General features: G+C 60.3%; 11 protein-coding genes. 7 read left to right on the top strand and 4 right to left on the bottom strand.

All coding sequences use genetic code 11. From position 1 onward, the window contains the following. Nucleotides 1–65: 65 nt before the first annotated feature. From MHM85_RS14420 to MHM85_RS14410, 3 genes are all read right to left on the bottom strand, one after another. Entirely contained in the window at nucleotides 66–887 is an 822-nt protein-coding gene (locus MHM85_RS14420; protein WP_219863653.1) for an IclR family transcriptional regulator, read from the bottom strand. A gap of 142 nt (nucleotides 888–1,029) precedes the next feature. Then, nucleotides 1,030–2,238: a 3-oxoadipyl-CoA thiolase gene (locus tag MHM85_RS14415; protein WP_239377746.1), complete on the bottom strand. Its 1,209-nt coding sequence runs from the start codon at nucleotides 2,236–2,238 to the stop codon at nucleotides 1,030–1,032. A gap of 45 nt (nucleotides 2,239–2,283) precedes the next feature. Continuing rightward, complete coding sequence (locus MHM85_RS14410) at nucleotides 2,284–3,816, bottom strand: 3-hydroxyacyl-CoA dehydrogenase (protein WP_219863657.1); 1,533 nt, start codon at nucleotides 3,814–3,816, stop codon at nucleotides 2,284–2,286. A gap of 193 nt (nucleotides 3,817–4,009) precedes the next feature. Between MHM85_RS14410 and MHM85_RS14405 the strand changes: the two genes are divergently transcribed. The 7 genes from MHM85_RS14405 to MHM85_RS14375 all read left to right on the top strand — a co-directional run bounded on the left by MHM85_RS14405 (nucleotide 4,010) and on the right by MHM85_RS14375 (nucleotide 11,639). Beyond that, on the top strand, nucleotides 4,010–5,161 hold the full coding sequence (locus MHM85_RS14405) for an acyl-CoA dehydrogenase family protein (RefSeq protein WP_153844029.1): 1,152 nt from the start codon (nucleotides 4,010–4,012) through the stop codon (nucleotides 5,159–5,161). Then, nucleotides 5,161–6,762: a class I adenylate-forming enzyme family protein gene (locus tag MHM85_RS14400; protein ID WP_219863659.1), complete on the top strand. Its 1,602-nt coding sequence runs from the start codon at nucleotides 5,161–5,163 to the stop codon at nucleotides 6,760–6,762. Before MHM85_RS14405 ends, MHM85_RS14400 begins: the two co-directional genes overlap by 1 nt. Beyond that, on the top strand, nucleotides 6,759–7,229 hold the full coding sequence (locus MHM85_RS14395) for a PaaI family thioesterase (protein WP_139528498.1): 471 nt from the start codon (nucleotides 6,759–6,761) through the stop codon (nucleotides 7,227–7,229). Before MHM85_RS14400 ends, MHM85_RS14395 begins: the two co-directional genes overlap by 4 nt. Then, nucleotides 7,226–8,611, top strand: a complete 1,386-nt coding sequence (locus tag MHM85_RS14390; protein WP_219863661.1) for a hypothetical protein — start codon at nucleotides 7,226–7,228, stop codon at nucleotides 8,609–8,611. Before MHM85_RS14395 ends, MHM85_RS14390 begins: the two co-directional genes overlap by 4 nt. A gap of 131 nt (nucleotides 8,612–8,742) precedes the next feature. Next, complete coding sequence (locus MHM85_RS14385; protein WP_219863663.1) at nucleotides 8,743–9,492, top strand: electron transfer flavoprotein subunit beta/FixA family protein; 750 nt, start codon at nucleotides 8,743–8,745, stop codon at nucleotides 9,490–9,492. A 14-nt stretch (nucleotides 9,493–9,506) separates the two neighbouring features. Next, nucleotides 9,507–10,433, top strand: coding sequence for an FAD-binding protein (locus MHM85_RS14380; protein ID WP_219863666.1), 927 nt, complete (start codon nucleotides 9,507–9,509; stop codon nucleotides 10,431–10,433). A 246-nt stretch (nucleotides 10,434–10,679) separates the two neighbouring features. Continuing rightward, the gene (locus MHM85_RS14375) at nucleotides 10,680–11,639 is read left to right on the top strand and encodes a nitronate monooxygenase family protein (protein WP_153843295.1); all 960 of its coding nucleotides are present in this window, start codon (nucleotides 10,680–10,682) and stop codon (nucleotides 11,637–11,639) included. Here MHM85_RS14375 and MHM85_RS14370 read toward each other — a convergent pair. Beyond that, nucleotides 11,621–12,400 (bottom strand): enoyl-CoA hydratase/isomerase family protein, encoded by a 780-nt coding sequence (locus MHM85_RS14370; protein ID WP_153843296.1) that lies wholly within the window; start codon nucleotides 12,398–12,400, stop codon nucleotides 11,621–11,623. The genes MHM85_RS14375 and MHM85_RS14370 overlap by 19 nt on opposite strands. Nucleotides 12,401–12,409 lie beyond the last annotated feature (9 nt).

The raw sequence follows: 12,409 nt of genomic DNA, 5'->3' as shown, positions 1-12,409 counted from the left end.
TTCACATGACAGTGAAGACCATGATGCAATCAAACGAGCGTTAGTGAAAGGAAAGACGACGTTTCTTAACGTGACGCACGATACTTGGGCGCCAGCTCCTGCTTGATTTTGGCAGCTACCTCTTTGAGTCGAGGTCCAAGGTTATGGACCAGTCGGTCATGATCCAACCGCAGGCTAGAGCCGCCGCAGTTGATGGCCATCACTTCGGCACCATCCTCTAAAATGAGCGGCATGGCAACGGCGCTGATATCCCGCTGCCAATCCTGCTCGGAGAGGCAAAAGCCGTACTCGGCATAATCGCGCAGACTCTGCTCGATACCAGCCTGCAGGCGGGGCCAATCGCTGCCGTGAAAGGCAGCCAGCTCTTGCATCACCTGCTGGCGGCGCTCACCCGATAACCCGCACAGCCAAGCGCGGCCAATCGCTGACGTGGCAATCGGTAGGCGTGAGCCAACATCTAGCCGAATGATCAGCGGCCCGTGGCCGTGACAGGTTTCCAGATACACCATGTCGCTGCGGTCGGCACCGCCCAGGCTGACATTACAATCGGTGGCGTCGGCAAAGTGCTGTAAGTGGGGACGGGCAATTTCGCGAATGCCCATATTGGCCAGAAAGCGGTAGCCCAATGCCAGCACACCCGGCCCAAGGCGGTACTTCTCCAAATGGCGGTTATGTTGCAGGTAGCCTAATTGGGTCAGCGTATAGGTCAACCGAGACACCGTGGGGCGGGGGATTTGGGTACGATTCGAGAGCTCTGCATTGCCCAGGTACTCCTCACCCGTCCCAAAGGCACGGAGTAGTTCTAGCCCACGCGCGAGCGCGGTGACAAAGTTGCGATCTTTTTCCGGTGATTGCGGCTCATCGGCAGCGGCGTCGGTGGGTTCCATCAAGCGTCTCGGCTAATCAATCATTGAGTGGTAAGTATCGCATACCTGCGCTGGGGCGTTGCAAAGCGTGAAAAGGAAGCTTAGTCAACGCTTGGCCTGCGACGCTGTTTGGCAGCGCCGCTATGTTGGGCGGCTATCGCGGTTAGCGGTCCACACGCTCGATGATGGTCGCAATGCCCTGGCCAACGCCAATGCACATGGTGACTAACGCATAGCGGCCGCCGGTGGCTTCTAGCTGGCGCAGGGCGGTGAGGGCCAAGCGCGCCCCAGAGGCACCCAGCGGATGGCCAATGGCAATCGCGCCGCCGTTGGCATTCAAGCGCGGGTCGTCGGTGGAGAGCCCCAACTGTTGAACGCAGCCCAACACCTGGACGGCAAAGGCTTCGTTGATTTCAATCACGTCCATCTGGTCAAGCGAAAGGCCAGCCCGAGCCAGCGCTTTTTGCGAAGCGGGTACCGGCCCCAAGCCCATGACGCGTGGGGCAACGCCCGCCACGGCGCTGGCAACGATACGCGCTCGCGGCGCAAGCCCAGCCCGCTCGCCTGCCGCACGCGTGCCTACGATCAGCGCGACAGCCCCATCGTTCAAACCAGAGGCGTTGCCTGCGGTCACGACACCGCCTTCGAATAGAGCACCGAGTTTGGCCAGTTTCTCTTCGGTGCTTTCAGCTCGCGGGTGTTCATCTTTATCTACCAACCGCGGCGGCTGTTTGCGCCCTTGGGGTACTTCGACGCCAAACATTTCGCCGTCATAGAAGCCGTTTGCCAGCGCCTGGGCATAGCGCGCCTGCGAACGGGCGGCAAAGGCATCGCTGGCTTCGCGGCCAATGTTCAGGTCGTGGGCGATGTTGTCGGCAGTTTCCGGCATGCTGTGGCTGCCGTACTCTTTGGCGATCCAGGGGTTAGGGAAGCGCGATCCGATCACGGTATCGAACATCGGTTGATTGCGCGCGTAGGGGGAGTCGGCCTTGCCCAGCACGTAAGGCGCGCGGGACATGGACTCCACGCCGCCAGCCAAAAATAGCTCGCCCTCGCCTAAGCGAGCGGCGCGGGCGGCATCCATCATGGCGGCTAGGCCGCTGCCGCACAGGCGGTTGACGGTTTGGCCTGCCCCCTCAATCGGCAGGCCCGCCAGCAGCGCCCCGTGACGCGCCACGTTACGGGAGTCTTCCCCCGCTTGGTTCGTACAGCCTGCCAACACTTCTTCATAGCTCTCTAAGGCAAACGGATTACGCGCTACCAGTGCTTTTAGCGTTAGCCCCAGTAGTTCATCCGGGCGAATGGGCGCCAGGCTGCCGCCATGGCGACCAAAAGGGGTGCGTAATCCGTCGTAAATATAGGCGTCTTGCATGGTTATTCTCCTGGTTCGGTAAGCCGTATTTGACACTGAGATGTGTCAGCCTCTTGGCCCGTCGGTCAGCGGCATACCCAGCGCGGCGCGGCGGCGCAGCCACGGGCTGGGGCGGTAGCGGGGGTCGCCGGTGGCCTCCAATAGGTTGTTCAAAATGGTCAGGATGCGCGAAGCGCCGTAGTGGTCGCCCATGTGCAGCGGTCCAAACGGGTAGCCCAAGCCAAGCTCCACCGCGCGATCGATGGTGGCGGGGGCTGCGACGCCTTGCTGAGCGATATCGGCGCCCACATTGACGATGCATGCCACCACCCGCTGCAGCACAAAGCCGGTGCTGTCTTGAAGCGTGCTGACCGGGGTGCCATCAGCATTTAATAGGCTGGCAGCGGCATCGATCAGATCGGGGCGGGTAATGGGGGAGGCCATCAGGCTGCGGCGTTTATCCAGCCCCGCCAGCATATCCACCGCGACGCACTGCTCGGCATTCAAGCCTTGGCGCAGCGCGCACTGAGTGGTGTCTTCGCCCAGCGGTGTCAGCAGGCACAGCGCCTCTGAAGAGGGCTGAGCCGCACTTTCTAGTGGCCAGCCCGCTGTGGTAACCAATTCGGCAAGCTGCGTGGCGCTACCCGGGTCGTCTTGGCTGATCCACACGGGGCAAGGTGGGGTCGACGCAATGGCGGGTTCTTCCGGCATCTGTTGCTGGCCATTCACGTAGCGATAAAAGCCTTCACCGGTTTTGCGTCCCAGCAAGCCTGCTGAGAGCCGCTGGCGGGTGAGGGGTGACGGGCGAAAGCGCGGCTCTTCGTAATATTGGTGGTACACCGACTCCATCACTGCATGGGAAACATCCAGGCCTGTCAGGTCCAGCAGGGTAAACGGCCCCATTCGAAAACCACCTTGATCCACCATGATGCGGTCGATGGTAGCGGGGTCGGCTACGCTCTCACTCAAAATGCGCAACGCTTCAGTACCGAAGGCGCGCCCGGCGTGATTGACCAGAAACCCGGGCGTGTCAGTGGCCTGGGCCGTGAAGTGGCCCATCGCAGTACCCAAGGCATCGACCCGCTGGGTGACATCGTAAGCGGTACGTAACCCCGGAATCACTTCGACGATTTTCATCAGCGGAACGGGATTGAAAAAGTGGAAGCCAATCACGCGCTCTGGGTGCTGGCAGGCCGCTGCAATGGCAGTAACGGAGAGTGAAGAGGTGTTGGTGGCCAGTACGGCATCCTGGCGAACGATGCTCTCTAAATCGTTAAACAGTCCCTGTTTGGCCTCCAGCTTCTCGATAATGGCTTCAACGACGATATCGCAGGGGGCGAGGGCCGCGAGGTCGCGTGCTTCGATCAATCGCTCCCCGTACTGCTCGGCTTGGGCTTGAGTAATACGCTGCTTGTCGGCGCTGCGCTGCCATAACCCATAAATAAAGGCAGTCGCTTCCGCCACCGCGCCGTCTTTGACATCGAATAGCATGACGTCGAGGCCTGCCTGCGCGGCGAGCTGGGCAATGCCTCTCCCCATGGCTCCCGTGCCGACGATACCAAGCGTTTTGAATGAATGGGCGACTGCGTCATAAGCCATAGGTCAACATCCTCGCTGCTAGTATTTTTATTCTGCATTGCAAAATAGCATTTCGTTTATTGACTGCCATCCTAGGCTATGCAAAAGTGCCTGACAAGAGAATGAACGCTAGTTTCGCCATGCAGAACTATGGCAGGCCTCACTGCCCGCGCGAACGCCAACCATAAAAATATCGTTGCCACCAGGAGCCGTTATGATCCGTGATCCCGAACTGTTGAATCAGTTGGTTGATACCATTGCCCGCTTCGTCCGGGAGCGTTTAATTCCCAATGAGGCGCGGCTGGCCGAAGAGGATGCAGTGCCCGCCGAAATTTTGTCGGAAATGAAGGAGATGGGGTTGTTTGGGCTATCCATTCCTGAAGAGTACGGCGGGTTAGGACTCACCATGGAAGAAGAGGCGTTGGTGGCCATGGAGATCGGCAAAACGTCTCCCGCGTTCCGCTCGGTATTCGGTACCAACAATGGCATCGGCGCTCAGGGGATTTTGATCGATGGCACTGACGAGCAGAAAGCCAAATACGTGCCGCGCTTGGCCACCGGCGAGATTCTCAGCTCGTTCTGCTTGACCGAACCGGACTCTGGCTCCGATGCGGCTAGCTTGCGCACCACCGCCGTGCGCGATGGCGACTACTACGTGTTGAATGGCACTAAGCGCTATATCACCAACGGCCCAGAAGCCGACCTGTTCACCGTGATGGCGCGTACCGACCCAGACAACAAAGGCGCGGGCGGTATCTCTGCTTTTATCGTCGAAGGCAGCACGCCGGGGCTGATCCGCGGCCCGGCGGATAACAAAATGGGCCAAAAGGGCGCACATACCTGCGACATCATCTTCGATAACTGTCGCGTACCGGCTGACAACATCATTGGCGGCAAAGAGGGACAAGGCTTTAAAACCGCCATGAAGGTGCTGGATCGTGGCCGCCTGCATATCTCTGCGGTGTGTGTGGGCGTGGCCGAGCGCTTGGTCGACGAGTCGCTGCGCTACACCATGGAGCGTAAGCAGTTCGGTGCGCCGCTGGCGGAGCATCAGCTGGTGCAGGCCATGCTGGCCGATAGCAAAACCGAAGCCTACGCAGGCAAAACCATGGTGATGGACGCCGCACGGCGCAAGGATGATGGCGAAAACGTCTCAACACTGGCCTCCTGCTGCAAGCTGTTCTGCGCCGAAATGGTCGGCCGCGTCGCGGATCGCGCCGTGCAGGTGCACGGCGGTGCGGGCTACATGTCAGAATACGCCGTCGAGCGCTTCTACCGGGACGTGCGTTTGTTCCGTATTTACGAAGGAACCACACAAATTCAGCAGCTGGTGATTGCCCGGAACATGGTGCGGGAGGCGTCCTAATGGCTCTGTCGGTCCCTTACCAAGCGCCAGACGAGATGATTTTTGGCCGTCAGGCCAGCGAGCTGTTAGCAGAACTCCCCGAGCGCTTGAGCACCCGCGTGCTGGAAAATGCGAAACGTTTAGCGGATCATCCCGCGCTGGTGGATGGCAGTATTCGCTGGAGCTACGCCGAACTGGGGCAAGAGGTCTACGCTGCCTGCGATTGGTTAGCCAATCTCGGCGTACGGCCCGGCGATCGTATCATGACGGTCAGTGAAAACTGTCGTGCCCTGGTGGTACTGCTGTTGGCCGCTAGTGAAATGGACGTTTGGGTCGCGATTGTCAATTCGCGACTCTCCGCTCAGGAAGTGGATTTGATCCAGGGCAACTGCCTACCGCGCCGGGTGTTTTACACCTGCGAAGCCTCTCAAGAGGCGAGCCAGCACTCCGAGCGCCATGCGGCCGATCGCTACCAGCATCCGCAGCTCGGCGGCCTAGCGATTTCACCGCTTTTCGAGAGCGAACCTGAGCCCGTTCACGCCAGTGGTGCCGAGCAGGTCGCCGCGATGATCTACACCTCAGGCACCACCGGCACACCGAAAGGCGTGATGCTCACCCATCGCGGCATTCTCTATATCGCTTCTATTTCTGGTGGCATGCGCCATCTGAGTGAAGGGCAGCGGGTGTACGGCGTGCTGCCCATGTCCCATGTGTTCGGCCTCTCATCGGTGTGTATGGGCTCGCTGTATAACGGCGCGTGCCTTTACACCGTGCCTCGCTTCGATGCGGCACAGCTGATGGCAACGCTCAAAGAGGAGCGCATTACCGTTCTTCAGGGCGTGCCCGCCATGTACGCTCGCGCCCTGGAGTATTTGAAGCGTGAGCAGCGTGCATTAGAAGCGCCCGCGCTTATCTATATGTCGGCAGGCGGCTCGCCGCTGGATAGCGATACCAAAACTCGCGTGGAAGCCGTCTTTGGGTTAACGCTTCATAATGGCTACGGCCTCACCGAAGCCAGCCCCACGATTAGCCAAACCCGCATCGATGATCGTCATCAGAGCAGCACCGTGGGCCGCGTGCTGCCGCTGTTGGAGTATCGGTTAGAGCCCTTAGGCAGCAGCGGCACGTCAGAAAAGGCAGGCGATGAGGTGGGCGAGCTATGGGTGCGTGGCCCCAATATTATGAAGGGCTACTTCCGCCAGCCGGACGCCACCCGCGCCACGTTAACGGAAGATGGCTGGCTCAATACCGGCGATATTGCCAAGCTGGATCACGATGATCAGCTCTATATCGTGGGTCGCAGTAAGGAGCTGATTATTCGCTCGGGTTTTAATATCTATCCGCCGGATGTGGAAGCGGTGATCAACGAGCACCCGGCGGTGACCTTAACCGCCGTGGTGGGGCGGCAGGTGGCAGGCAATGAGGAGGTGGTGGCGTTCGTACAGTGTGAGCCGGGCATCGACGTCGAGTTGGCAGAGCTCAAAGCCTTCATTGCCGAACGGCTGGCACCCTATAAGCGGCCTACCCAGATCGTCTTCATGGATGCGCTGCCTTCCACCGCCAGTGGTAAGATTCTCAAGGGTCGACTGCGCGACCTGGCCCAAGGGGAGAGCGCTTTATGAGCGGCGTAGACAGCAACGGTGGCTCAACCACACCCCAGGCGCTGATGGGCTATCACGAATTGCTGGGCATGCACGTCGTGGAGTGGGAAGAGGGGCGCGCGGTGGTGGAGCTCACCATCGAGCCCAAGCACCTGAACCGCAGCGGCAATGTACACGGCGGTGTGCTGGCCTCGATGCTGGATAGCGCCCTAAGCTTGGCGGGCCTGCACTGCGATGTGCCGGGGAATATTCGTCGCGGGATGACGCTATCACTAACGACCACCTTCGTGGGCCCTGCTCGGCAAGGCGTGTTGCGGGCGACGGGCACGCTGCGCGGCGGCGGGCAAAAAACCTTCATGACCAGCGGTGAGATCGTGGATGAACGGGGCAACCTTGTCGCTATGGGAGAAGGCTCTTTTCGTCGCCGTAGCGGCAGCGAATCCTCGCAAGGTACCCCCGACCCGCAGTTGAGGGAGCCTAGCGAGTGAGTCCAGCCCGTCTGCGGGTTTCCTGTTTGTTACTGGTAACGCTTGCCACGCTGATTCATTTGGTCGGTGGCAGCGTTGCGTGGCAAGCCGTAGGCGTTGTGGCGCTGCTGCTCTATTTGGCCACCCTAAAAGGTCAACTCACCCGTATGGCCAAGGGGCTGCTGTGTGCTGCCGGCGTTCTCACGCTGCTCGCGCTATGGCGCTCGCCAACCTCCGGCCAGCTGCTATTCGAGGCGAGTGGGCGTTTTGCCTTTTTTGCCACCTTCGTGGTGGCGCTCAGCATGCTGCGTTTACCTGCCTACCGCTCCCGCCTAGTGCGCCGCTGTGGGCAGAGCATGCTGTTGCAGCCCCCCAGCCGCCGTTATCCGATCCTATCGCTGGGCTCGGCGCTGTTCGGCATCATTCTGAACATTGGTGTGCTCAACCTGTTTGCCGCCATGATCGAAAAGAGCAATACCCTGAGCGCCGCCCAGGGCCGCACCTGGGTACAGCAGGCCCGCCAGCGACGTATGATGCTGGCGCTACTGCGTGGATTTTCGCTGGCACCACTGATCTCGCCCATGGGCATCGGGGTGGCTGTGGTGCTGTCCAGCCTTCCCCAGGTCACTTGGCCACAGTTGGCACCCTATATTCTAGGGGCCGCCGCACTGATTTTTATGGCGGGCTGGATGGTGGACTATGTCACCGGCCCGCATCCACCCGCCAATAAAACCTATGTCACTCCTTCGTTGCGCCCATTGGCGCAGTTTGGCTTTTTGCTAATCGGTATTGTCGCGCTGGTGTTTTCCATTGCGTGGCTGCTGGATGTACGACTACCCATTGCCGCGCTGCTTGGCGCGCCTAGCGGGGCGCTTTTATGGCTGGCTTGGCAGCGTCGCAGGCTAGGCTATGGTGGATTGCCTGCCGCCATAACGACGGTCCATCGTCAGCTCCCTTGGTTGCTGTCTCCCAGTGCCAATGAAATCGTGGTGCTGGGAGCGGCAGGCTATTTGGGGCATGTATGCGTAGGCTTGGTGGATACTCATCAACTGGCGCCGCTACTGGCAGTGCTTGGCCCGCTAGGCGCATTCAACGCGGTGTTGGCGATGCTGATGGTGGTGGGGCTCGCGCAAATAGGTGTCAATCCGATTGTCACGGTGACGTTGTTGGTTGGCCTGTTACCCACGCTGGGCATCGAGGGGCTGTCGCCTGCGCTGATCGGGGCATCGTTGATGGTGGGCTGGGCGCTGGCGCTGATGTCGTCGCCCATGACCGCGTCGATGCTAATTCTTTCGCGCTTTACCCGCGTGCCCGCCACCCGCATTGGCTACCGTTGGAATGGCCGCTTTTTGGTCACGGTGATCCCGCTGTTAGCGTTATGGTTTGGTTGGTCGCCATTCTAAGGCGGTAGGTAGCATGAAACGCTTGACCTTTAGCAGGCGTTTTTTTATTGTGATTTTATAAAGTGAAATATAGTTTTACTATGCGGAATATAAACTGAGAAGCTGATGGTTCAATCGCTGGAGCATGCCTTATGAAAATCCTCGTCGCGGTGAAACGCGTCATCGACTACAACGTCAAAATCCGCGTCAAAGCGGACCATTCCGATGTGGACCTTACCAACGTCAAAATGGCCATGAACCCCTTCTGCGAAATTGCCGTGGAAGAGGCGGTGCGCCTGAAAGAGAAGGGCGTGGCCACCGACGTCGTGGCCGTCACGGTCGGCCCCAAGGCCGCCCAAGAGCAGCTGCGCACCGCGCTGGCGCTAGGGGCCGACCGCGCCATCCACATTGAAACCGACGAGCGCGCCGAATCGCTGGCGGTGGCCAAGCTGCTGGCCAAGGTGGTGGACGACGAGCAGCCCGGTTTGGTGATTCTCGGTAAGCAAGCCATCGACACCGACAACAACCAGACCGGCCAGATGCTCGCCGCGCTGACCAACCTGCCGCAAGGCACGTTCGCGTCGGAAGTGGCCGTAGACGGCGACAAGGTCAACGTGACCCGTGAAATCGACGGCGGCTTGCAAACCGTTGCCCTCACGCTGCCCGCCATCGTCACCACCGACCTACGCCTCAACGAGCCGCGCTACGCCAAACTGCCGGACATCATGAAGGCCAAGAAAAAGCCGCTGGATGTCAAAACCCCCGCCGACTACGGCGTCGAGGTGGCCTCCAAGGTCACGCTGCTCAAAGTGGAATCCCCCGCCGAGCGCAAAGGCGGCATCAAAGTCGCCTCGGTGGACGAGCTGATCGACAAACTGAAAAACGAAGCCAAAGTGCTTTAAAAGGAGCTGATCTCATGAGCATTCTGGTACTTGCCGACCTGCATGAAGGTCAGTTAGCGGGCGCCACCGCCCACGTCGTCGCAGCGGCCCAAGCCATTGGGGGCGACATCGACGTGCTGGTGGCCGGTGAAGGCGTCCAGGCCGCCGCCGACGCGGCCGCCCAGCTCGACGGTGTGAGCAAAGTGCGCGTGGCGGACAACGCCGTGTACGCCCACCAGCTCGCCGAGCCCATGGGCGCGCTGCTGGTGGAGCTGGCGGGCGACTATACCCACGTACTGGCCAGCGCCTCCACCACGGGTAAGAACGTCCTGCCGCGCCTAGCGGCGCTGAAAGACGTCAGCCAGCTATCGGACGTGATTGGTGTCGACAGCGCTGATACCTTCCTGCGTCCGATCTACGCCGGTAACGCCATCGCGACGGTGAAAAGCGACGACGCGCTGAAAGTCATCACCGTGCGCACGACAGCGTTCGATGCGGTGGGCAGCGGCGGTAGCGCCACGGTAGAAGCGGTGGACGTGGTCGTCGACAACACCCAATCGCGCTTCGTCAAGCAAGAGCTGGCGCAGAGCGACCGCCCCGAACTCAGCGGCGCCAAGATCGTCATCTCCGGCGGCCGCGGCATGGGCAACGGCGAGAACTTCAAGCTGCTCGACGGCATTGCCGACAAGCTGGGGGCAGCCATTGGCGCTTCTCGTGCGGCGGTGGATGCCGGCTTCGTGCCCAACGACATGCAGGTCGGCCAGACCGGTAAGATCGTTGCGCCGGAGCTGTACATTGCGGTGGGTATTTCAGGCGCGATTCAACACTTGGCGGGCATGAAAGACTCCAAGGTGATCGTGGCGATCAACAAGGACGACGAAGCGCCGATCTTCCAGGTGGCCGATTACGGCCTGGTAGGGGATCTGTTCGAGATTCTGCCGGAGCTGGAAAGCAAGCTGTAAGTTTAGGAGGCTGTCCGGAATAGCCCTAGGCGGGGGCGCTGTCAACCCGTCCTTGGGCGCTACTTTCGCTTCTGACCGCCATGGATGGCGGGAATGCTGCTAACGTCAGGAACGTGTTACCTGCCCTGGCGAAAGACCCCCGCTATGGGCTGTTCCGGCCATGCCAACTATTTTGGCCATGCTTTAAAACCCCTTTTTTGGGGTTTTCACGCTGATGGGCTTCCAAACAATGATAATGAGCCACGTATGCTAACCCAACTGACTGCCTCCATGACGCTGCCGGTGATCGGCTCTCCCATGTTTATCGTTTCTGGCCCTGAGCTGGTGATTGCCCAGTGTCAGTCGGGCATCATTGGCGCGTTTCCTGCGCTGAACGCCAGGCCTGCGGAAGTGCTTCGGGAGTGGCTGCAGCAGATCACCGAGACGCTGGACGACTATAACGCTCAGCACCCGCAACAACCCGCCGCACCGTTTGCGGTGAACCAGATCGTGCACCCCACCAATGATCGCCTGGAGCACGATATAGCGCTATGCGCTGAGTTCAAGGTGCCTCTGATCATTACCAGCCTGCATGCGCCCAACCGAGTGGTCAAGCAAGTGCACGCTTATGGCGGCCTGGTGTTTCATGACGTGACCACGATCAGGCACGCCAAAAAAGCCATCGAGGCCGGGGTGGATGGGCTGATTTTGGTCTGCCATGGCGCAGGCGGCCATGCGGGGCGGCTCAACCCCTTCGCCTTTGTGGCGGAGGTTAGGCAGTTCTACGATGGCCCGCTGGTGCTGGCCGGGGCGATTACCAAAGGCGAGCAGATCGCCGCCGCTCAGGCGCTGGGCGTGGACATGGTGTATATGGGCACACGTTTCATTGCCACCCAGGAAGCCAATGCCCAACCGGCTTACAAGCAGATGGTACTGGAAGCCGCCGCGGGGGATATCGTCTACACCAATCTATTTACCGGCGTGCACGGTAACTACCTGCGCCAAAGCATCGAGCTGGCCGGGCTGGACCCAGAGGCACTGCCTGAGGGTGACAAAAACGCCATGCGCTATGGATCAGGCGGCAGCAGCAAAGCCAAAGCGTGGCGGGATATTTGGGGTGCCGGGCAAGGGGTGGGGGTTATTATCACACTGAACAGCGTGGCCGATGAGGTCGCCACGCTGCGAGCGGATTATCAGCAGGCACTAGATCACTTGCGGCGGCGTTGACGAAAGGCGGCCACGCGGGTGTGAAAATCCTCGGTGGCCTTACACGCATCCTGCAGCTCACCTTCGAGCGTGATGGTCTCGTCGAGCGTTAGATTCCCCGCTTGTCGCATGGCCCGCTTCGTTGCCCCCAGCGCTTGGGGGGATTGCGTCACCAACGCCTGTGCCAGCGCGCGGGCTTCGGCTAGCACCTGATCATCTTCCACCGCTCGGTTAGCCAGGCCCAGCGCCACGCAGCGCTCGGCATCTATTGGGGTAGCTAGCGCCGCCATCTCGAAGGCCTGGGCGTGGCCTAGTTTGCGCACTAAGTGCCAGCACGCACCGCCATCGGGAATCAAGCCAATATTGATAAAGGCCAGTTTCAGGTAAGCCGAGCGGCCCATGACTACCATGTCACTGGCCAACACGTAGGAAACACCAATCCCCGCAGCGGCACCGCTGACCGCCGCAATCACGGGTTTTTCCATCGTCATCATGCTGCGCAGTGCTGGAAGAAAAAGGGTGGCTAACCGTTCGCTGGCGGGCGCAGTAGTGGCCTTCTCGAATTCCGCTACATCGGCACCGGCACAAAAGGCGCTGCCTTCACCGCTGAGAATCACACAGCGCACCTTCGGGTCAGCTGCTACGTTGGCTAATCCCTCATTCAGCGCCAGGGCCGTAGGCTCGTTGAGGGCATTGCGCACCGCTGGGCGCGCAATGAATAGTTCGGCAATACCGCCTTCGGAGACGTTAACCCGCACTAAAGGCGTTGCTTCGCTGGTCATGCGCTGCTC

Source organism: Halomonas sp. McD50-4 (assembly GCF_022348135.1).
Taxonomy (GTDB): domain Bacteria; phylum Pseudomonadota; class Gammaproteobacteria; order Pseudomonadales; family Halomonadaceae; genus Vreelandella; species Vreelandella piezotolerans.
The sequence above is the reverse complement of the archived record's forward strand: the minus strand, read 5'-3'. Positions and strand labels throughout refer to the sequence as shown.